Origin of the sequence: Streptomyces celluloflavus (assembly GCA_000720995.1) — a bacterium.
Lineage (GTDB): Bacteria > Actinomycetota > Actinomycetes > Streptomycetales > Streptomycetaceae > Streptomyces > Streptomyces celluloflavus.
This window is the reverse complement of sequence record JOEL01000023.1, coordinates 1-20,740: the sequence shown is the minus strand read 5'-3', so window position 1 is coordinate 20,740 and position 20,740 is coordinate 1. Positions and strand designations below refer to the sequence as shown.

The following is a 20,740-nucleotide window of genomic DNA, read 5'->3' as shown; positions in this document are numbered from 1 at the left end:
TGGCGGGGGCCCTCCGGCGGCTGTGGTAATTCGCCGATATTTCGTGTGAGGAGTGCCGTCGGGGCGGGGGCTTGGGCGGCCATTTCGGTGGCTATTTCGCTGTCCGGACTGCCGGCCGTGTTGTTGTTCGGCCCGCCGGTCATTCCACCGTCGATTTCGGTGTGGATTCCGGTGGGCTATTTCCTTGGTGTGCCGTGTGCCGCGTGGCGTGTGCCGTGTGCCGTGCTCTGCGCGCCATGTTCTGCGCTCCGTCTTCTGTGCTCCGTCAGGCGTTGCCCCCCGGGGTCCGCAGTCTTGGTCCCGGTTTCCGGGGCGAGGGCTCCGGTCTGGACGGGGTGGCCGGGCTGGGTTAGCTTCCAGCGCCATGAGTGCCGTGAGCATCTTGAGAGCCATGAGGGCTTCGAGGGGCACGGTGAACACGAGTGGGGTGGGGCGGATGCGGCGCACAGGACGGCTGTGGCACAGGAGATTCCTGAGGTACGGGGGACAGCTGGCCCGCCAGGGCGCCGGGCCGCTGCGCCGGGTGTCCGTCTCCGTGGCGGCCGGGGCGGTGGCGCTCGCCGGGCTGGCCACCGGCCCGGCCGCCGTGGCGCAGCCGGCCGGCGTCACGGCGACCGCGCGGACGGCCCCGGCCGCGGTACCCGCCACCACGTCGGCACCGGCGTCCCGCACCCGCCACCTCGGCTGGCACCTGACGGACAGCGGCAGTACCGCCCGCTTCCGCGGTCTGGCGGCCGTCAGCCGGACGACCGCATGGGCCGCCGGCACCGAGGGCACCGTGCTGCGTACGCACGACGGCGGTAAGCACTGGAGCGATGTCTCCCCGCCCGGCGCCCGGACGCTGGAGTTCCGCGATATCGAGGCGTTCGACGCGCGTCATGCGGTCGTCCTCGCGATCGGCGCGGGAGAGGCGTCGCGCGTCTTCCGCACCGATGACGCCGGCGCCACCTGGACCGAGAGCTTCCGCAACACCGATCCGCGGGCCTTCTACGACTGCCTGACCTTCTTCGACCGGCGGCACGGTATCGCGCTCAGCGACCCCGTCGACGGGAAGTACCGCGTCCTGTCCACCGGCGACGGCGGCCGCAGTTGGCGCGTACTGCCCTCCGGCGGCATGCCGGCGGCCCGGCCCGGTGAGTCCTCCTTCGCCGCGAGCGGACAGTGCCTGGTCTCCGCCGGCAGCCGTGACGCCTGGATCGCGACCGGCGGCGCGGCCACCGCTCGCGTCCTGCACACCGCCGACCGCGGCCGCACCTGGACGGCCGCCGAGGCCCCCGTCCCGGCGGGCGATCCGGCCCGCGGCGTCTTCGCCCTCGCGTTCCGCGACCGTACGCACGGTCTCGCGGTCGGCGGCGACTACCGCTCCGGACAGCCGTCGCCCCGGGCCGCCGCGGTCAGCGCCGACGGCGGCGCCACCTGGACCACGGCCGCCACACCGCCCACGTCGTACCGCTCCGGCGTCGCCTGGCTCCCGCACTCCCGGCGGACCGCCCTCGCCGTCGGCCCGACCGGCAGCGATCTGACGCTCGACGGCGGCCGCACCTGGCACCCCTTCGACACGGGCTCGTACGACACCGTCGACTGCGCGCCCGACCTCGGCTGCTGGGCCGCCGGCGAACAGGGCCGGATCGCCCGCTTGGAGCCGTGAGGGCGAGCCTGACCGCGATGGTCGCGGCGCACTCGACCGCGACGGTCACGGTGCCGGAGACTGCGACGGTCACGGTGTCGGAGACCGCCACGGTGCGACGGCGAACGCGATCGTGAGCGTGAACGCGGCTGGGGCCGTCCACGTGGCCGCAGCCGCGCCCACGATCAGCATCACGCCCGCGCCCAAGCCCACGGCAGCGACCGTGACGCCGAACGGCCGTCCGCCCGTTGGCCATACGCGGCACCGAGCCACCGGGCCACCGGACCGCGAGGCACCCGGGCCACCGGCCCGGTCCGGGGGACGGCTCAGACCCGGCCCCCGCCCCCTCAGTCCAGCAGACTGCCGAGCCGCCCCTCCAGAACGACCAGCAACTCGCCCAGCGCATCGGAGAGTTCGCCCTGCCGCTGGTCGCCGATGCCGTCGAGCAGGGCGGCCTCGTACCGCAGTTGTTCGGGCAGCAGCCGGTCGATGGCCGCGCGGCCCTCGTCGGTGAGGGAGAGGTGGGTGACGCGGCGGTCCCGGTCGTCCGGCCGACGGGCGATCAGCCCGCGCGCCTCCAGCTGCCGTACCCGCTTGGTCACCGCGGCCCCCGAGGCGAAGGTCTCGCGGGCGATCCGGCCCGGCGTCAGCTCGCGGTCCATCCGGCGCAGCGTGCCGAGGATGTCGAACTCGGGGCGGGTCAGTCCGGCGCGCCGCAGCGGGGCGTCGGACGCCTGCTGGAGCAGCGCGGAGCAGCGGTTGAGCCGTCCGATCACCGCCATCGGGCCGGTGTCCAGCCCGGGGTGCACCTGCTGCCACTGGCGCAGCACCCCTGCGACGATGTCCTCGGTCACCCGCACTCCCCTTTCGGCCACTGCCACTTCCCTGGACGCATGACGACCGGCCTACGGCACCCGGCCCACGGCGAGTGGACGCGTGCCGACCGGCGGGTGACGGCCGGCGTACGGCCACTGGCGTACGGCCGGTGCCCGCGCCGCCGGCCACGGCCACCGTCATCGGCGTACAGCCCAATTGTGCCTGCCGCCGGGCCGGGCGGACACACCGGTCAGACGGTCGGCGCGGGGGCCGGGAGCCGGCGGACGAGACCGGCCAGGGTGCGGTGGCCCTGCTGTTCCGCGTGGGCGATGCGCTCCTCCGGGAGGGCCCGCTGCCACCACTCGCCGGCCGCCACCTCGACCGCCTCGCGGAGCTCGACCAGACAGGTGGTGAGGCGGTCCCGGGCCCAGCCGGTCTCCCGCGCGTCGTGGGCCCCGGGCACCGCTCCCGCGGTGAGCAGCCGGAGCGCCGCGGCCTCGGCGTCCGCGACGCGCTCCAGAGCGCTGTCGATACGGTTCGCGGCGCGCCGGTTGGTGACCAGTACACAGCAGGTCAGACCCACCGCCGCACCCACCACGGTGTCGATCCAGCGGTCGCGGACCAGCGTCCCGGCCGGCTGCCGGCTGCCGAACTCGGTCAGCAGCAGCGCCATCGGCGTCACCCACACCGAGCCGAGCCAGTAGTTGCGGGTGATGCACGCCTCGGTGCCGAGCTGGCAGGCCAGGGCGAGCGCGATCATCGCCGGACGGCCGGTGTGGATCAGCGGCAGCAGGGCGGTGAACAGCAGCAGGCCGAGCAGATTGCCGAGGGTGCGTTGCAGTGCGCGCTGCCAGGAGAGGGTGGTGTTGGCCTGGTAGATCGAGGCCGCGGTGACCACGGCCCAGTACGGGTGTCCGACGCCGACCGCCATCGACGTCCAGCCCGCCAGCGCACATCCCGCCGCGACCCGCGCGCCGATGGGCAGCAGCGGCGACCCGGGGGCGAGGCGTGCCGCCACCGCCCGTATCCCGCGCGGACGGCCGGGGGCGGGCCGCCGCAGCCCGCTCTCCCCGGTCCCGGAACCGGCCCACGCCGCACCCTCCGCCGCCACGCCCGCCAACTCCTCGGCCTGCGCCGTGGAGAGCGCGACCTCGGGGAGCGGGCGCCCGCGGCGCAGTTCGCGCGCCCAGCCGTCGAGTCGGCCGGCCTCGACGCCACCGTGCTCGCCGGCGCATTCTCCGGCGTGCCGGGCCACCCCGGCCGGCCATCCGAGCGTCGACTCGGCACGGACGAGCAGCCGCTCCAGACCGGCCCGTGCCGCCGCCTTCGACGGGGTGCGCGCCGGGACCAGGAAGAGGGTGTGCCAGGCGGCGTTCACCGCGGCCGCGGTCGCGTGCCGGGCGTGCCCGGTCCCGGGAGGGCCGGACCCGCCGGGGCCGGGGGCCGTCCGCAGCAGCGCGGCGGCCGCCTCCAGCGCGCGAGCGGTGGCGATCCGCTCGGGGCCCCGTGGCCGGACCAGCGCCGGCGCCATGCACACCAGCCAGGCGAGCGCGCCGGCGCCGAGCGCCGTCGCCAGGTGCACCGGCACCTGCCCGAGCCGCTGCGGTACGAAGAACGCCGACGCGGCGATGAAGGTCGGGATGAGGTTCCCCGGCGGGCCGATGCGGGTCGCGTCGCAGACCATCTTGTGGACCGCGGCGAGCAGTGCGGCGCACCCGACGAGCAGCGCGGTCGAGGAGATCAGCGCCCCGGCGGTCAGCGCGAGGCCGAGACTCGCGACCATCCCGAGCACCACCCAGGGCAGGGTGCGGGCGCGGGCGGCGTACGGCAGACCGTGCCCGTACAGCGCGCACAGCGCCCCGGCCGAGGTGTAGAGCACCAGATTCAACTGGTCCAGCGCGAACAGCGTGGCATCGGAGATCGCCATCGCGACGAACGCGCTGAGCGCCGGCTTGTGCCAGATGTCGACGGGACGGCGCAGCCGCACGGTACTCCGGACCGGCAATGGACGGCAGCGCACCGGACGCCCCGCCGTGCCACCGGCCGGCGTTCCGCCCCTCGCCGCCGCCCCTCCCGGTGCCGCGCTCCCCGCTGTCGTGCTTGTCGGTGTCCCACTCCCGGGCAGGCCGGCGGCTCTCTTCCCGGCAGGCTTGGCGTGCTTCCCCATAACGAGAAGATTAGCAGGTGTTTTACTAGTAAAAGATATCCTGCCCGGTCAGCACGCGGGCCCGGCACTCCGAGGGGGTTCCCCAGGCGGTCCGCAGCGCCCGCGCCTTGCGGATCCACAGCGACAGATCCAGTTCGTCGGTGTAGCCGATCGCGCCGTGCAACTGGAGCGCGGCGCGGGCCGCCCCGTACGCCGCCTCGCCCGCCGCCACCTTCGCCGCCGCCACCTCCCGCCGGACGGCCGCCGCGCGCCCGGCACCCTCCGTCGCCACGAGCCGACCCCGTTGCCCGTCCGCCCCCGTCTCCGCCGCCAGCGCCACCGCCGCCCCGAACACCAGCGGCTGTGCGAACTCCAGGGCCACCAGCGCATCGGCCAGCCGGTGCCGCACCGCCTGGAAGGAGCCGACCGCCACCCCGAACTGCTTCCGCTGCCGTACGTAGGTCACGGTGTCGGCCAGCAGCCGCCGCCCGGCCCCGAGCGCCTGGGCGGCGGTGAGGGAGGCCGCGACATCGACCGCGTGCCGGGACGCGGCCCGGACCGCGGGCCCGCTCGCCAGCACCTCGCCGCCGTACGCGGGGCGGGCGAGCCGCCGCGCCGGGTCGAGCGACGGCTGGACCGGCCCGTGGCCCGTCGCGGACAGCAGTCGGTCGCCCGCCACGACGAACGTCGTATCGGCGGTATGCGCGTCCAGCGCGTACGGCCCGCGCCCGCCACCCGCGTCCCCACCCGGGTGCCCGCCCTCGCCCGTACCGTCCGTCCCGGCTGTGCCGTCCGTCCCGACCGTCTCCCCGTAGGTGTCCGCGTACGACACGAGATGGCCGCCCGTCGCGATCCCCGGCAGCCATCGCGCGCTCGGCGCCGGATCGCCCAGCCGCCGCAGCAGGGCCGCCGCGGCGACGGTCTCGACGACCGGACCCGGCACGCCGTGGCGCCCCAACTCCACGAAGGCGACCGCGAGTTCGACGGGGAGGAACCCTGACCCGGCGTGCTCCTCGGGTACTGCCAGCGCGAACACCCCCAGATCCGCCAGCCGTTGCCATACCTTCCGGCCCGGCCCGGTGTCGTCCACCGCCCAGGCGCGTACGGCGCCCGCGATGTCCGCCGCGCCCAGCATCCGGTCGAGCGTCCGCCCGAACTCGCGCTGCTCGTCGTCGAGGAGAAACGTCACCTTCGGCCGCCCTCTCGTCCCGTCGTGCCGCGGCCGCCGGTGTGCCGCCCGGCGCCGCGCTTCACCGTCGCCCCTTGGGCAGTCCGAGCAGCCGCTCGGCGATGATGTCGCGCTGGATCTCATTGGTGCCCGCGTAGATCGGACCGGCCAGGGCGAAGGTCCAGCCCGCCGCCCAACTGCCGTGATCCGGCGCCTCGTCGGCGCTGTCGGCGAGTTCGCCCGCGGCGCCGAGGAGGTCGAGGGCGGTCTCGTGCAGGGCGATGTCGAGTTCGGACCAGAAGATCTTGTTCAGGCTGGACTCGGCGCCCAGGTCGTCGCCCGTGGCGAGCCGGGCGGCGCCGGCGCGGGCGAAGAGATGGTAGGCGCGGGCGCCGATCACCGCGTCGGCGACCCGGTCGCGCAGTGCCGTATCCGCCGGATCGGCACGTTGCCGCCACAGCGCGACAAGGCGGTCGGCGGACGCCGTGAAACGGCCGGGGCTGCGCAGGGTGAGTCCGCGCTCGTTGCCCGCCGTGCTCATCGCGACCCGCCACCCCTGGCCCGGCTCGCCGATCACGTCCTCGTCCGGGACGAAGACCTCGTCGAGGAAGAGTTCGGCGAAGGCCGGCTTGCCGTCCAGCCGCCCGATGGGCCGTACGGTCACGCCCGGCGCGGCGAGATCGAACATCAGGTAGGTCAGCCCGCGGTGCGGCCGGTCCGCGTCCGGATGGCTGCGGAACAGGCCGAACGCGCGGTCCGCGAAGGCCGCCCGCGAGGACCAGGTCTTCTGCCCGCTGAGCAGCCAGCCGCCCGCCGTCCGTACAGCCGTGGAGCGCAGTGCGGCGAGATCGGAACCGGCCTCCGGCTCCGACCAGGCTTGCGCCCAGATCACCTCGCCGCTCGCCATCGGCGGGAGCACGCGGGCGAGCTGGGCGGGGGAGCCGTGGGCGAAGAGGGTCGGGGCGAGGAGGCTGATGCCGTTCTGGCTGACCCGGCCGGGCGCCTGCGCGGCGTAGTACTCCTCCTCGAAGATCAGCCAGCGCGCGAGGGACGCGCCCCGGCCGCCGTACTCCTCGGGCCACGAGACCACCGACCAGCGGTCCGCGGCCAGGGTGCGCTCCCACTCCCGGTGGGCGGCGAAACCCTCGGCGGTCTCCAGCGACGGCAGGGGCGTGCCGGGCACCCGGGCGGCGAGCCAGGACCGTGCCGCGTACCGGAACTCCTCGTCCTGTGGGGCGTGTCCGAGATCCATCGACGCGCAGCCTCTCTCTCGATGACCTTGATGGCGCGCAATTTCCCGACGAGTGTTCCCTGACAACCGTTCCCTAACAAGTGTTTGGTAGGTTAGCGTACGGCCATGACGACCGAGAAGCCTTCCTACGTTCCCGGGCACGGCCTGCTGACCGGCCGGACGGCCGTCGTCACCGCCGCCGCGGGCGCCGGCATCGGGGGCGCCACCGTCCGCAAGCTCCTGGAGGAGGGCGCGGACGTCGTCCTCTCCGACGCCCACGCCCGCCGCCTCAAGGAATCCGAGGACCGGCTCGCCGCGGAGTTCGGCGCCCGGCGGGTCGCCGCCCTGCCCTGCGACGTCACCGACGAGGCGCAGGTCGGCGCGCTCTTCGACCTCGCACAGCAGCGGCACGGCCGACTGGACATCGTCATCAACAACGCCGGCCTCGGCGGCACCGCCGATCTCGTCGAGATGACCGACGACCAATGGGACAAGGTCCTCGACGTCACCCTCAACGGCACCTTCCGCTGCACCCGGGCCGCCCTGCGCCGGATGCGCGACGCGGCCGGGGGCGGGGTGATCGTCAACAACGCCTCGGTCGTCGGCTGGCGCGCGCAGCGCGGCCAGGCCCACTACGCCGCCGCCAAAGCCGGCGTGATGGCGCTGACCCGCTGCGCCGCGGCCGAAGCGGCCGCCTACGGGGTCCGCGTCAACGCCGTCTCGCCCAGCCTGGCCATGCACCCGCACCTCGCCAAGGTCACCACCGAGGAACTGCTCGACGAACTCACCTCCCGCGAGGCGTTCGGGCGCTACGCCGAGCCCTGGGAGGTCGCCAACGTCATCGTCTTCCTCGCCAGCGACTACTCCTCGTACATGACCGGCGAGGTCGTCCCGGTCAGCAGCCAGCACGCCTGACACCGGCCCGGAGCCGGGGCGGGCGCACGCCTGTGAACAGGCCCGATACGGGGAGCGACAATGGCCACGTGCCGACCGCAAAGAAGAAGACGACCGTGAGCGCGACCCCGGAGCGCCGCCGCGAACTGCTGAACACCGCGGCGGAGGTCTTCGCCGCGCAGGGTTACAACGCCACCACCGTCCGCCGCATCGCGGACGAGGCCGGGATGCTCGCGGGCAGCCTCTACTACCACTTCGACTCCAAGGAATCGATGGTGGACGAGATCCTGTCCACCTTCCTGACCGAGCTGTGGGACGGCTACGACGCCGTGCTCGCGGCCGACCTCGGCCCCAGGGAGACCATCGAAGCCCTGGTCACCGAGTCGTTCCGGGAGATCGACCGGCACCGCGCCGCGGTCGCCATCTACCAGAAGGAGTCCAAACACCTCGCCGCGCAGCCCCGCTTCGGCTATCTCACCGAATCCCAGCAGAAGTTCGAGAAGGCATGGCTCGGCACGCTGGAGCGGGGCGTGGCCGACGGAGCGTTCCGCGCAGACCTCGACATCCGGCTCACCTACCGATTCGTCCGCGACACCGTCTGGGTCGCGGCGAGCTGGTACCGGCCGGACGGACACCACAGCCCCGAGGAGATCGCCCGCCAGTACCTCTCGATGGTCCTGGACGGCATCGCCCGTCGGGACTGACGACCCGCCACCGACCACCGGCCACCGATCACTCACCACCGACCACCGAAGGCCAACGCCCAGAGGAACCCGAGACCTCAGGACCCCGAGACCCCACAACCCAGGGAGTCGCCATGGCCACGCCGCACGAGTCGGCCGAGCACACCGCGCGCCACGCACCACGCGAGGCGTACATCATCGACGCCCTGCGCACCCCGGTCGGCAGACGCAACGGCGGACTCGCCGCCGTGCACCCCGCCGACCTCGGCGCGCACGTCCTCAAGGCGCTGATGGCCCGCACGGACGTGGACCCGGCCGCCGTCGAGGACGTCGTCTTCGGCTGCCTGGACACGGTCGGCCCCCAGGCCGGCGATATCGCCCGCACCGCCTGGCTGGCGGCCGGGCTCCCCGAAGAGGTACCGGGCGTCACCGTCGACCGCCAGTGCGGCTCCTCCCAGCAGGCCGTGCACTTCGCGGCGCAGGGCGTGCTCTCCGGCACCCAGGACCTGGTCGTCGCGGGCGGTACCCAGAACATGTCGATGATCCCGATCGCCTTCGCCAGCCGCCAGGCCGCGGCACCGCTCGGCCTCACCGAAGGCCCGTTCGCGGGCAGCCGGGGCTGGCGCGCCCGGTACGGCGACCGGCCGGTGAACCAGTTCCACGGTGCCGAACTGATCGCCGAGAAATGGGGCATCTCGCGCCGCGATATGGAGGAGTTCGCGCTGCGCTCACATCAGCGCGCGGTCCGCGCCATCGACGAGGGCCGTTTCACCCGCGAAATCGTGCCGTACGGGGCCGTCGCGGTGGACGAAGGGCCGCGGCGTGACACCTCCCTGGAGAAGATGGCGGGCCTCAAACCGGTGGTCGAAGGCGGCCGGCTGACCGCCGGGGTCTCCTCCCAGGTCTCCGACGGGGCCGCCGCGATGCTGCTCGCGAGCGAACGCGCCGTACGCGACCACGGGCTCACCCCGCGCGCCCGCATCCACCACCTGTCGGTACGCGGTGAGGACCCGATCCGGATGCTCACCGCACCCATCCCGGCCACCGCACACGCGCTGAAGAAGACCGGCCTGACCCTCGACGCGATCGATCTGGTCGAGATCAACGAGGCGTTCGCGTCCGTGGTCCTCGCCTGGCTCAAGGAAACCGGCGCCGACCCCGGCAAGGTCAACGTCAACGGCGGCGCCATCGCCCTGGGCCACCCCCTCGGCGCGACGGGCACCAAGCTGATGACGACCCTCCTCCACGAACTGGAGCGCACGGGCGGCCGCTACGGCCTCCAGACCATGTGCGAGGGCGGCGGCCAGGCCAACGTCACCATCATCGAACGGCTCTGAGCCCCGGCCTCCGGTTCCGGCGTTCCGGACTCCCGGCCCGGCAGCTCCGGTCCGTCAGCTCAGCAGTGCGTGTTCTTCACGTACAGGGCGCGCGGCGCCGTCGTCGTGGCGTAGCGGATGTCCCGCGTCGCGGCCTTGGCGAGGCGGCCGCGCGGGTCCGGGCGGTGCGGAAGGACGATGACGTAGCACGCGGCGCGCCCGGCGCACAGGTTCGTCAGCCGGACATAGCGCTGGTGACCCCGGTTGAAGAACTTCCGTACCTTGACGCACTGCGGCGACCGCCCGGCGGCGACCGCGTCCGAGGCCGTGGTCAGCGTCAGCGAAGCACCGCAGGCCACGACCGCCAGCACCATGGCGATGATCTTCCGCACGTCATCTCTCCTCCCCGAGGAAAACTCCTGCGAAGGCGATCCCAGGAAGGTCATCTCAGGCTGGTTGTCTCGGATCGGTTGTCTCGGGCTGGTCATCTCGGGTGGGCGGGCTCGGGCGGGTCGGTCAGGAGGGCCGGATCGGGACGGTGATCCCGGGAAGGGCGTCCAGGCCGCCTTCACGCGTCCGTTCTCCGTCGCCCATTGTCCCCGTGCCCGGGGAGAAAATCAGCCCGGGGTACCGCACGGGCCATGGGGGAGGGGCCCGGGGACGGTGCCGGGGCACGGGAACACCTGTGTCAGCCGTGCGGGGGGCGTGGTCCCGGCGGTCCCGGCGGACCCGATGGACCCGATGGGCGCGAGAGGACGGAGTGGCCGGAGCCGCCGGTGTGGCCGGAGCCGTCGGTGTGGCCCGGGGGACCGGGAAGACGGGCCAAGGTCTCATACGCCTCCGTCATGATGCGGTCCACCAGCTCCGCGCAGGATGGCAGGTCCTCGATCAGCCCGGCTATCTGGCCCGAGGCCATCACGCCCAGATCCGGCCGCCCCTCGACCATCGCGGCCCGCAGCATCATCGGCGTATTGGCGGCCAGCAACAGCTGACTCCAGCTCAGCTCCTTGCCGTGCTTCATGGCCAGACCGTCGCGGATCAGCTCCGCCCAGCGCATCCCGGACCGTTTGCGGAACGCCGCCGTGTGCCGTACGGCCCGTAGCAGCGCCGCCGGACGCCCGCTCCGCTCCAGCGCGTCGACGAGATCCGTGCGCAGCATCCGGTGCGGCAGCCCGTCCACCTTCGTCGTGACGGTGATGTCCTTGACCGACGCCGCGAGATAGCGCGCCTTGACCGCGTCGGGGACGGTGCTGTCCGACGTCAGCAGGAAACGGGTGCCCATGGCGACCCCGCACGCCCCGAAGGCGAGCGCGGCCACCAGGCCCCGACCGTCGCGGAAACCGCCCGCCGCGATGACGGGGATACCGACCGCGTCCACGACCTGCGGCAGCAGCACGCTCGTCGCCACGTCACCGGTGTGCCCGCCGCCCTCGCCCCCCTGGACGAGCACGGCGTCGGCACCCCACGCCGCCACCTTCTCCGCGTGCCGTCGCGCCCCGATCGACGGGATCACCACGACCCCCGCGTCCTTGAGGCGCGCGATCAGCTCCCGGGAGGGGGCCAGCGCGAACGAGGCGACCCGTACGCCCTCCTCGATGACGACCCGCACCCGCTCCCCGGCGTCGCCCGCGTCCGCGCGCAGATTGACGCCGAACGGCGCGTCCGTACGGGACCGCACCTCGCGGACCGCCGCCCGCAGCTCCCCGACCGTCATCGTGGCGGAGGCCAGAATCCCCAGCGCCCCGGCGTTCGCGGTGGCGGACACCAGCCGCGGCCCGGCCACCCACCCCATCCCGGTCTGGACGACGGGGTGCCGTACGCCGACCAGTTCGGTCAGCGCGGTCCGCAGGGGCGGCGGCTTCGGGGCAGGCGGTGGTGGCGTGTCGTGCTCGCGGCCGGCGGTCATGTACGTACCTCGCGGTCGCGCAGCCCCCGGGGGTCGATCACCTCGCGGATCAGCCGCAGCTCCGCCGCGGTCGGCTCCCGGGTGAACGGCACCCGCGCGGGCACCACCAGCTCGAAACCGGTGGCCTGCCGGACCTGCTCGACGGTCACACCGGGGTGCAGCGAACGCAGCCGCATCGTACGGTCCGGCGTCGCGAAGTCGAACACACCCAGGTCGCTGACGACATCGGGAAGGCGATGGAAGCGGGTCGCGGACGGCCCGGCCGCGGCGGCCCGGTCGTAGCCGACGCCGCAGACCATGTCGACCCGCTCGACGAAGGTCCGGGGGGAATGCCGCGGAATCCAGTAACTCGTCGGATTGTTCACGGTGTTGGCGGGCGCGCCGCGCACCCCGAGGAGCTGCCGGGCCGGCCGGGACCAGTCGCCGATACAGGAGATGTTCTGATTGCCGAAGCGGTCGATCTGGCTCGCGCCCATCATGACGTGCCGACGCCCGGTGGCGACCAGCGCCAGATGCTGACGGTAGGGCAGCCAGCCCTCGGTCGCCTCGGACCGGGCGCCGACCGCCGGGGTGTCGCCGATCAGCAACGCCTCGCCGTTGGTGAGCAGCAGCTCGGGGGAGAAGGTCAGCCGGGCCAGCCGCGCCCCGATCGAGGGCACGGTCCCCATGGGACTGGCGAGCACCTCACCCGCGCCGCGCCACACCTCGGCGCAGGCCAGTACGGCGTATTCGGCACGGGTCGCCGGGGCGATGGGGGCGGGAGGAGTGACGGAGGAGGTGGGCGTTGAGGGGGAGCCCGGGGCTGCTGACGCGGCACTCATGCGCCGACCCCCTTCGCACCCTTTTCCTCCGTACTCTTCTCCCGCTCGTGGAAGGCGGCGACCGCGGCCTGGTAGTCCCGCTCGTCGCCGGAGAGGAACCGCTTGACGAACGCCGCCCATTCCTCCGGATCCGCGGCCGCCGAAGCGTACGCCCGCTGGAACGCCTCGTCCCGGCCGTAATCCGGGTCGCAGGACGTGAAGTGCGCACCGTTCGGGGCCGCCACGACCCCGGTGACGAACGGCCGCTTGACCAGCAGCGACTGCGGCCCGCCCGCAGACGTCAACTCGGCACCGTCCACGATCTGTTCACAGGACAGGTACGCGGCGTCCGCGGCCTCGCAGAAGAGGTCGTCGAAGTACGGATCGGGGCCCAGATACTGCCCGTTGCCCTGGGCGTCCGCACGGTGCAGATGCACCAGCGCGGCATCCAGCCGCAGCGCGGGGACGGCGACCAGCTCTTCGCCGTCCTCGTACGGCGAAGTCACCGTCCGCAGCTGCGGGTTGACCCGCAGCACGTCGGAGCCGAGACCGGCGCGGACCGGCATGAACGGCAGCCGCTGGCCGGCGGCGGTCAGTCCCCACATGAACATCGCCTCGTCCAGTTCGGTCAGTTCGAGGGTGCCGCGCTGGCGGGCGGCGCGGAAGTGCGGTTCGAGGGGGATCGAATCGAGGGTGGCGAACGGCGCGATCAGACGCCGGATCCGTCCCGCGGCGGCCAGCAACCCCACATCCGGGCCGCCGTACGCCACGACGGTCAGATCGGTCAGCTCGGACCGCAGCAGGGCGCGCACCAGGGCCATCGGCTTGCGACGGGAGCCCCAGCCGCCGATCCCGATCGTCATCCCGCTCGCCAGCCGCCCCACGGCCTCGTCGGCACTCATCGTCTTGTCGCTCAACTCTGCCCCTTCGACCCGTCCTGCCGTGCCGGTCAACTCTTCGCGCGGTGCCCTTGCGCGCCGCCCGGGGACGCGGGGGCGGCTGCCGTCGCGTCTTTCGGCCCCGGGGGCTGCCCCGACTCCCGGCGCTCTCGCGGATCCGCCGCCTCCTGCGTTCCCCCTGGCTCCCCGGGCTCCTGGCGCGCCACCTGGTCGCTTGCCGCCGGTCTTCCCTCCGGCGCTTCGCCGACGAAAGCGTCGCGATGCCGGTCGGCGATACCGCTGAGGTTCGCCTCGAAGGTGAAGCCCTGCTCGAAGCGGTAGCTGCGCCGCACATCGACCGGATCGATGCCGTTGATGGACGCCTTGGCGAGGCGGATCAAGTACCCGTCCTTCGCGGCGATCTCACCCGCCAGCGCCAGCGCCGCGTCCAGCACCCGCTCGCGCGGCACCACCTCCCAGACGGAACCGTGCCGGTGGAGCTCGCGGGCGGTGACCGTACGCGAGGTGTAGTACAGCGTGCGCATCAGATGCGGCGGTACGAGCCGGGCGAGATGGGTGGCCGCGCCCAGCGCGCCGCGGTCCAGCTCGGGTAGCCCGAACGTCGCGTCGTCGCTCGCCACGATCGCGTCCGCGTTGCCGACCAGTCCGATGCCGCCGCCCAGGCAGAAGCCCTGCACGGCCGCGACGACCGGCACTTCGCAGTCGTAGACCGCCGCGAACGCCGCATAGCAACCGCGGTTGGCGCCGATCAGCGCGGAGTGCCCCTCCGTCCGCTGCATCTCCTTGATGTCGACTCCGGCATTGAACCCGCGCCCGGCCGAGGCGAGCACCACACACCGCACCCCCGGGTCCAGACCGGCCGCCCGCACCGCCTCCGCCAGGTCGTACCAGCCCTGTACGGGAAGGGCGTTGACCGGCGGAAAGTCGACCGTGACGAGCGCGATGCCGCCGTCACCCGAGGGCGGGGCGGGGTGAGAGGTGGAGACACCCATGAGCGGATCAGCTACCTTTCCACCAAACATTTGTTAGGTGCTGTTGATGAGAAGGTAGCAGCGCGCCGCGCGCTGCGGGAGGTCCCCCATGGCGCTCACCATCGATCTGTCGGGCCGGGTCGCGGTCGTCACCGGCGGCACCCGCGGCGTCGGCGCGGGGATCACTGCGGCCCTGCTCGACGCCGGAGCGCAGGTCATCGCCTGCGCCCGCAGGCCCCCCGACCGGACACCGGAGGCGGCGGGCCGGACGGCGCGATACATCGAACTGGACCTGCGCGACGCCGACGCGGTCGGCGCCTTCTTCCGCCGCGTACGCGCCGAATACGGACGGCTCGACGTCCTCGTCAACAACGCCGGCGGCACGCCGTACCGCCTGCTCGCCGATTCCGCGCCCCAACAAGCCGCACGGGTGGTGGAGTTGAACCTGATCACACCGCTGACCGCGTCCCTCGCCGCCCGCGCGGTGATGGCGGATCAGGAATCCGGCGGCTCGATCATCATGATCGGCAGCGTCAGCGGCACCCGCCCTTCGCCCGGCACCGCCGCATACGGCGCGGCCAAGGCGGGCCTCGACAGCCTCGCCCGCTCCATGGCCGTCGAATGGGCCCCGAAGATCCGCGTCAACACCCTCACCCTCGGCATGGTCCGCACCGAACTGTCCCATCTCCACTACGGCGACGAGGCCGGTATCGCCGCGGTCGGCCGCACCGTACCGCTCGCCCGGCTGGCCGCCCCTGCCGAGGTCGGCGAGGCGTGCGCGTTCCTCGCCTCGGACCTGGCGGGGTACGTGAGCGGCGCGAGCCTCCTGGTACACGGAGGCGGCGAACGCCCGGCCTTCCTCGACGCGTCAACGGCCGATACCGGAGGAGGCCCCGGGGGTGCCCCCCACCCACAGCAACCAGTAAGTAATGACAGGTAATGACAGGTAATGAGAGGAGACCTCGGATGGCCGGGATCTGCGAAGGACGCGTCGCCATCGTCACCGGCGCGGGGCGCGGACTGGGCCGCGCGCACGCCCTCGCCTTCGCCGCCGAGGGCGCCCGGGTCGTGGTCAACGACCTCGGCGTGGGGCTGGACGGCGCGGGCGGCGGCGAAGGCCCCGCGGAGCAGGTGGCCGCGGAGATCCGTGCCACCGGTGGCGAAGCCGTCGCGCACGGCGGCGATATCGCGACGACCCAGGGCGCCGCCTCCCTCATCGCCACCGCCCTCGACACCTACGGACGCCTCGACACCCTCGTCAACAACGCGGGCTTCCTCCGCGACCGGATGCTGGTCAACCTGGCGGAGGACGAGTGGGACGCAGTCGTGCGGGTCCACCTCAAGGGCCACTTCCTCCCCCTCAAACACGCCGCGGCCCACTGGCGCGCGGAGGCGAAAGCAGGACGTATACCGCAAGCCCGGATCGTCAACACCACTTCCGGTGCGGGCCTGTTGGGCAGCGTCGGACAGGGAAACTACTCCGCGGCCAAGGCCGGAATCCTCGGCCTGACACTGGTATCCGCGGCCGAGCTGGGCCGCTACGGCATCCAGGTCAACGCCATCGCCCCGGCCGCTCGCACCCGGATGACCGAAGAGACCTTCGCCGACACCATGGCCACCCCGGAAGCCGGCGGCTTCGACACCATGGCCCCAGAGAACGTCTCCCCGCTGGTGGTATGGCTGGGCTCCGCCGCCTCGGAGGGCGTCACGGGCCGGGTGTTCGAGACGGAGGCCGGCCGCATCACCGTCATGGAGGGCTGGCGCCCCGGCCCGACCCGCGACAAAGGCGCCCGCTGGACCCCGACCGAAGCCGGCACCACCGTCCGCCAACTCCTCACCGCCGCCGAGACACCACGGCCGGTCTACGGGGCGCGGTAGCGGCACAGCTCTACGGGGGGCCGCGCGGCGGTACGGAGCGGCGCTGCCCTGGACTGCCGCACGCCTCGGCCGCACGCCCCGGTCGCACGACCGTCGGTGCGGTATCCGAGCGCTCGGCGCCGATCCCGGCACGGAACATGGCCGCACGTCGGTCGGCGCGGACGGTACAGAACGGCGCTGCCCTGGACCGCCGCACGCCTGGGCCGCCCGGCCGTTGGTGCGGTATCCGAGTGCTCGGCGCTGATGCCGCACAGAACGCGGCCGCGCCTCGGACGGCGCGGACGAGGACGAAGGTCCGTACGACAATGGTGATCACGCCGTTCCGGACGTTCGTCTCCCTTCCCCTTCCCGCACCTCGACGAACGGCAGGTCCGGCGCCGGACCGGATTCGGACGGGCCGCCGCCTCGGTCCCGTCCCTTTCGGCTTCCGGCCACGACACCATGGCCGGACGAGACGTGCGGGCATCGTGTCCTGGCAGAGCGCGTTACCCGGGACGTGACGCCCCCAAGGGACACCGACGCCCTCCCGTACACAGCGGCAAGCCACCGTATCCGGATCGCTGAAACGCTGCCCATGACGCGTACCAGCCGCCGTGCCCGGCGCGGTATCCGCGAGGCCGCCGGGCCGTGGCCGGGGTGCCGAATGCGTTCACCCTTGCGCCGCACCGGTCAGAGGCTCACCGACGGGCCGAGCAAGCCTGACCGGCGGACGCCTCGCCGCCGCGATCGCCTGAACCGAACTCGCCCACTTGCACCGAACTCGCCCACTTCGCCCCACCCACCGTCCCGGTCAACTCCTTCAACGCGGTTGCCACCCTCGAAGGACTGCGCCCCTTACTTGCTGAGAGCAGCGGCCCGCGAGCGGTCCTGATCTCTCCCGCCGTATCCGCGCACCCGTCCGCCCCAGCCGTCGTCGACGCGGCGCTCGCCGACGACGGGACGCGGCCATTGCCGCTGCTCAAACCGCCATCGACAGGGTTGAGGACTACGCGACCCAGCTCGTCCCAGCAGGCCAACGCCCGCCGACTCCGTCGCAGGGCCCTCGCCGACGACCGGACCGGCGCCAAGATGCCTCGCAGCGGAGCCGCACCCGGCACGATTGTCACCCCGATAACCGAGAGTATGCTCGGCGTCACCGAGATGCGTAAGGTCGTTGACGCGAGCGTCCCCATGCCGCTGCACGGCCACGCCCGCCCCGAGCAAGTCGCCCCGTTGCCGGCATGGCTGACGTCCCAGGAGAACACTCACGTCACCGGCCAGGTCGTCTTCATCGACGGCGGCACCGACGCCGCCCTGCGTGGCGACGGCGCCTGGTAACGGCCCGCCAGGACCCCAGGAAGCCCAGGACGTTCGGGGCCACACGATCCACAACAAGGGACACCATGCACAGCCTCATCCGTACCACCGTGCTCCCCGCAGACCCCGACTCGGTCTGGCGCGTCATCGGCCGCTTCAACGGCCTCGCCGACTGGCATCCGCAGGTCCCGCCCTCGATCATCGAGGACGGAGCCGATCCCGAAACCCCCGGCGCGGTAAGGACGTTCACCATCGACGGCGAGGTCGCCGCCCGTGAACGCCTGCTCGCCAAGGACGACACTCTGCGGGTGTACCGCTACTCCCTCCTTTACTCGGTCCTTCCCATCACCGATTACGAAGCCACCCTCGCCGTCCTTTCTCATGACGAGGGCGCAGAGGTGCGCTGGACGGCGACCTACCGCGGCGCGGACGAGGCCGTGCCACAGGTCGAGGAGGTTTTCGGCGAAGCGGTATTCGCGACCGGCCTGGCAGCTCTCCACGTCCATTTCGCCGCTCACCCCGCAGTCGAATAGCCCCACCAGCCCGCCCCGGCACCACAATTCGCCTGGCCGAGGAACGCACCGTCCGGTCGACAAGCACGGCCCACGGTCGAAGTGCACGTCGCCTGACCAGGAGGCGCGGCGCACGATCGAGGGACGCAACATCTGGTCAGGAAGCACACCCCCTGGCCAAGAAGGGCATGGCCCGGTCAAGAAGCGTCCCGCCAGGTCAGAGGCACGTCGCACAGCTTCAGAGGCACGTCGCACAGCTGAGGAGCGCACCGCAGACTGACGGGGCCGTGCCCGGTCAACGTGGCGTGCCACACGGCCCTCGTACGGGCGGCAATATGGGGTGAGAGCGGTCGGCGCTTCGGCAGGGTGCGGGGGCGAACAGGGTGCGGGGCCGGGAAGGTGAAGTGTCGGGTCCGGAGGCTCCCGCAGTCAATGCAGTTGCTTTAGGCATTGCTTAACTTGGCGAGTCGGCTGCATCGTGATGCTGTCCATGCCCGCCCAGTTCACAGGGCTCCTCTGCGCTTCGGCTTCACTGCCGCAGGCGCTCGCCGCCATCACCCGCAGCTGCCAGGCGGCCCCGGGATACACTGCTCCGCCCCACCCTGCCTGGAGGTCATCTCAGTGTTCCCCGCACGGGTACTTGCCGGTGCCCCGCTGGCTCTGGTGATTCTCGCCCTGTCCGGCTGCTCTTCCTGGGGCTGCACCGACACGACGGCGGAGCGCGGTAAGGCCGGTGTCAGGGTGCAGGTCGTGGACACGTCTGGGCGGCCTTTCGGCGTCACCGCCGAGGTCGTTGACTGGCGCCTTGAGCCCCACCCGCAGGTGCCCTCCGAGGGTGACAAGGTGCACTTCCACTTCCGCTTCGACGGCGCCGACGAATATTCCGGCCCTGCAGTGGATGCCTGCGCGGTCGACAAGAAGCGCGTGGCGTTGGGATGTCAGACGGTTTATTCGTCCCAGGCGTTCGGGCCGGACGATCCCCTCACGGGCGACGACTGGCTCGCCGTCGAACATCCTGAGCAAGTTGCCGAAGTGCTATTGATACCCAATGACCAGTCCTACCACGGACGAACCTGCGAGCAGGACATCAAGGACGGAGGCGGGCTGCATCCTCCAGAACCAGCCGGCAGGGGGGACCAGTTGTAAGGAGGCCAAGGCGGCTGAGCGCGAGGCATGGGTCTGCCGGCGCCCCGGTGTTTGCGCTGTTTGGTGGTCTGGTTGTGCGCCCATCGCCCCGGCTCGACCTTGCTGTGGCCGCTCCGAGTCCTCAGGATCGGCCACAGCATCGGCTTCTTGATCGCTCGGGGCCAGTCCCGGCCGGAACGGGGCGGCAGCAGACGGGACCGCGCTTCCTGGCAGTCCTCCTTCCAAGCATTGGTCAGCGAGCGTCTGGAGGTGTCGTGCTGGGACGGCACGCTGCGCCGGGCGATCCGGACGCAGCGGAGGTAGGAGAGTCGGTCGGCATCCAGGACCGGGCCACTCGCTGCGGCGGCGTGAACAAACCGGCGGACGGCCTGGTGGACCGCGAGCAGGGCCCACAGCTCCTGCCGCACGGCTTCAGGGGTGCGCGATCGGAGCGGACCGCCGGGGCCGAGGTGGTTCTTGATCTCGTCGAAGGCCAGCTCGATCTCCCAGCGCTGCCGGTAGAGGGCGACCAGCTCGTCCGCCGGGTACTGCTCGGTGTCCAGTAGGGACGTGCCCAGGTGCACGGCCTTGTCATCCTTGGTGAAGGTGATGACGCGGTAGGTCGTCTCCTTCGGCAGGTCCCGGCCTTCGCGGGCTGCCCGGAGGCGGACATCCTTGCCGGGGCGCATCAGGGACAGCCGGGAGCCGTCCGGCAACTCAGCCTGGGTGGTGCCGAGGTGGTTGGACTGGAGCCTGGCCAGCAGATGGGCGCCGGACGTGGTGAAGGCGTGGACGAACTCGACCGACCAGAACCCGCGGTCGGCGATGACGAGGTCACCTGGGCCTGTCGAGCTGGCCAGCGGGTAGGCCAGGCGCCGTTCGCCGTCCCGGTAGCCGCCCAGGCTGGCGTCGAGGACGGCATGGGTGCCGATCTCCGCGAGCACGGCGGCTCGCACCTGCGGAAAGCCGAACGGCGTCCCGCCTGTGGAGGGGCCGTCGAAGGTGTCACCGTTGCTCACTGAGTCCGGCACGTCGAACTGCGTGCCGTCCAGCGCCAGGAGGCGCAGACCGCGCCACCACGCGCCTGGCGTCTCCGGGACCGCCAGCGGGCCGGCCACCTGCCGGAACACCGTCTCCAGCACCTCTTCACTGAGCCGGACTCGCGCCCGGCACAGCGACGAGCGGTTGACCCGGGCCAGAACCCGGCTACCGGGGTATGCCGCTGGTCAGTATGCGTATCACCTCCTCGTACGACTCCCGGGCGAACAGACACAGCCCGAGCGCGAAGTACACGACCAGCCGGGCCGGAAGCAGTCGGCGCCGCAGCTCACCCCGCCCGTGCTTGGCGACGGCCGCGTCCACGAGCTCCGGCGTGAACACCTTGGTCAAGATCCCTATGCGCGACCGGCACCCCTGCCCCCCTCCACGAGCAGGTCAACGGACCAGCCAGCCCAAAAGCAACTGCATTGGCC

19 protein-coding genes and 1 pseudogene are annotated in these 20,740 nt (G+C 72.5%); 9 read left to right on the top strand and 11 right to left on the bottom strand.

Going from position 1 to position 20,740, the window contains the following annotated elements:
- Window positions 1-436 precede the first annotated feature (436 nt).
- Window positions 437-1,648 (top strand): WD40/YVTN/BNR-like repeat-containing protein, encoded by a 1,212-nt coding sequence (locus IH09_RS21435; protein ID WP_240150484.1) that lies wholly within the window; start codon window positions 437-439, stop codon window positions 1,646-1,648.
- Window positions 1,649-1,974: 326 nt separating this feature from the next.
- Here IH09_RS21435 and IH09_RS21430 read toward each other — a convergent pair whose 3' ends face one another.
- The 4 genes from IH09_RS21430 to IH09_RS21415 form a co-directional block, all read right to left on the bottom strand.
- Window positions 1,975-2,481 (bottom strand): MarR family winged helix-turn-helix transcriptional regulator, encoded by a 507-nt coding sequence (locus IH09_RS21430; protein ID WP_052858902.1) that lies wholly within the window; start codon window positions 2,479-2,481, stop codon window positions 1,975-1,977.
- Between the two features lie 212 nt (window positions 2,482-2,693).
- The gene (locus tag IH09_RS21425) at window positions 2,694-4,430 is read right to left on the bottom strand and encodes an FUSC family protein (RefSeq protein ID WP_318279512.1); all 1,737 of its coding nucleotides are present in this window, start codon (window positions 4,428-4,430) and stop codon (window positions 2,694-2,696) included.
- 205 nt (window positions 4,431-4,635) lie between these two features.
- Window positions 4,636-5,778: an acyl-CoA dehydrogenase family protein gene (locus tag IH09_RS21420; RefSeq protein WP_052858801.1), complete on the bottom strand. Its 1,143-nt coding sequence runs from the start codon at window positions 5,776-5,778 to the stop codon at window positions 4,636-4,638.
- Between the two features lie 61 nt (window positions 5,779-5,839).
- Entirely contained in the window at window positions 5,840-7,009 is a 1,170-nt protein-coding gene (locus IH09_RS21415) for an acyl-CoA dehydrogenase family protein (RefSeq protein ID WP_052858800.1), read from the bottom strand.
- A 105-nt stretch (window positions 7,010-7,114) separates the two neighbouring features.
- Here IH09_RS21415 and IH09_RS21410 point away from each other — a divergent pair, with 105 nt between their 5' ends.
- The 3 genes from IH09_RS21410 (at window position 7,115) to IH09_RS21400 (ending at window position 9,902) form a co-directional block, all read left to right on the top strand.
- On the top strand, window positions 7,115-7,903 hold the full coding sequence (locus IH09_RS21410; protein WP_052858798.1) for an SDR family oxidoreductase: 789 nt from the start codon (window positions 7,115-7,117) through the stop codon (window positions 7,901-7,903).
- A gap of 68 nt (window positions 7,904-7,971) precedes the next feature.
- Window positions 7,972-8,586, top strand: a complete 615-nt coding sequence (locus IH09_RS21405) for a TetR/AcrR family transcriptional regulator (protein ID WP_052858796.1) — start codon at window positions 7,972-7,974, stop codon at window positions 8,584-8,586.
- A gap of 113 nt (window positions 8,587-8,699) precedes the next feature.
- Window positions 8,700-9,902, top strand: a complete 1,203-nt coding sequence (locus IH09_RS21400) for an acetyl-CoA C-acetyltransferase (protein ID WP_052858792.1) — start codon at window positions 8,700-8,702, stop codon at window positions 9,900-9,902.
- A gap of 59 nt (window positions 9,903-9,961) precedes the next feature.
- Here the strand turns inward: IH09_RS21400 and IH09_RS21395 are convergent, their stop codons facing one another.
- The 5 genes and pseudogenes from IH09_RS21395 to IH09_RS21375 form a co-directional block, all read right to left on the bottom strand.
- Window positions 9,962-10,273, bottom strand: a complete 312-nt coding sequence (locus tag IH09_RS21395; RefSeq protein ID WP_052858790.1) for a hypothetical protein — start codon at window positions 10,271-10,273, stop codon at window positions 9,962-9,964.
- A 296-nt stretch (window positions 10,274-10,569) separates the two neighbouring features.
- Entirely contained in the window at window positions 10,570-11,730 is a 1,161-nt protein-coding gene (locus tag IH09_RS21390; protein ID WP_110952486.1) for an NAD(P)H-dependent flavin oxidoreductase, read from the bottom strand.
- Window positions 11,731-11,783: 53 nt separating this feature from the next.
- The gene (locus IH09_RS21385; protein WP_110952476.1) at window positions 11,784-12,608 is read right to left on the bottom strand and encodes a CoA-transferase subunit beta; all 825 of its coding nucleotides are present in this window, start codon (window positions 12,606-12,608) and stop codon (window positions 11,784-11,786) included.
- The gene (locus IH09_RS21380) at window positions 12,605-13,504 is read right to left on the bottom strand and encodes a CoA transferase subunit A (protein WP_052858788.1); all 900 of its coding nucleotides are present in this window, start codon (window positions 13,502-13,504) and stop codon (window positions 12,605-12,607) included. Before IH09_RS21380 ends, IH09_RS21385 begins: the two co-directional genes overlap by 4 nt.
- Window positions 13,505-13,713: 209 nt before the next feature.
- Window positions 13,714-14,478, bottom strand: a pseudogene (locus IH09_RS21375) (enoyl-CoA hydratase family protein); the annotation flags it as partial.
- Between the two features lie 88 nt (window positions 14,479-14,566).
- On the opposite strand from IH09_RS21375, the gene IH09_RS21370 reads away from it, so the two are divergent.
- The 5 genes from IH09_RS21370 (at window position 14,567) to IH09_RS37650 (ending at window position 19,289) form a co-directional block, all read left to right on the top strand.
- On the top strand, window positions 14,567-15,397 hold the full coding sequence (locus IH09_RS21370) for an SDR family oxidoreductase (protein ID WP_052858786.1): 831 nt from the start codon (window positions 14,567-14,569) through the stop codon (window positions 15,395-15,397).
- Window positions 15,398-15,423: 26 nt separating this feature from the next.
- Complete coding sequence (locus tag IH09_RS21365) at window positions 15,424-16,335, top strand: SDR family oxidoreductase (protein WP_052858784.1); 912 nt, start codon at window positions 15,424-15,426, stop codon at window positions 16,333-16,335.
- Between the two features lie 1,140 nt (window positions 16,336-17,475).
- A complete protein-coding gene (locus IH09_RS40055) occupies window positions 17,476-17,652 on the top strand; it encodes an SDR family oxidoreductase (protein WP_240150483.1) in 177 nt (58 codons plus the stop codon).
- Between the two features lie 65 nt (window positions 17,653-17,717).
- Entirely contained in the window at window positions 17,718-18,164 is a 447-nt protein-coding gene (locus IH09_RS21355; protein ID WP_052858780.1) for an SRPBCC family protein, read from the top strand.
- A gap of 600 nt (window positions 18,165-18,764) precedes the next feature.
- Window positions 18,765-19,289: a hypothetical protein gene (locus tag IH09_RS37650; protein ID WP_172450763.1), complete on the top strand. Its 525-nt coding sequence runs from the start codon at window positions 18,765-18,767 to the stop codon at window positions 19,287-19,289.
- Here the strand turns inward: IH09_RS37650 and IH09_RS21350 are convergent.
- Both IH09_RS21350 and IH09_RS21345 read right to left on the bottom strand, forming a co-directional pair.
- Entirely contained in the window at window positions 19,202-20,410 is a 1,209-nt protein-coding gene (locus IH09_RS21350) for an IS4 family transposase (RefSeq protein ID WP_052858778.1), read from the bottom strand. The two genes, IH09_RS37650 and IH09_RS21350, sit on opposite strands and share 88 nt — an antisense overlap.
- A 64-nt stretch (window positions 20,411-20,474) precedes the next feature.
- Entirely contained in the window at window positions 20,475-20,648 is a 174-nt protein-coding gene (locus tag IH09_RS21345; RefSeq protein ID WP_404827272.1) for a transposase domain-containing protein, read from the bottom strand.
- Window positions 20,649-20,740 lie beyond the last annotated feature (92 nt).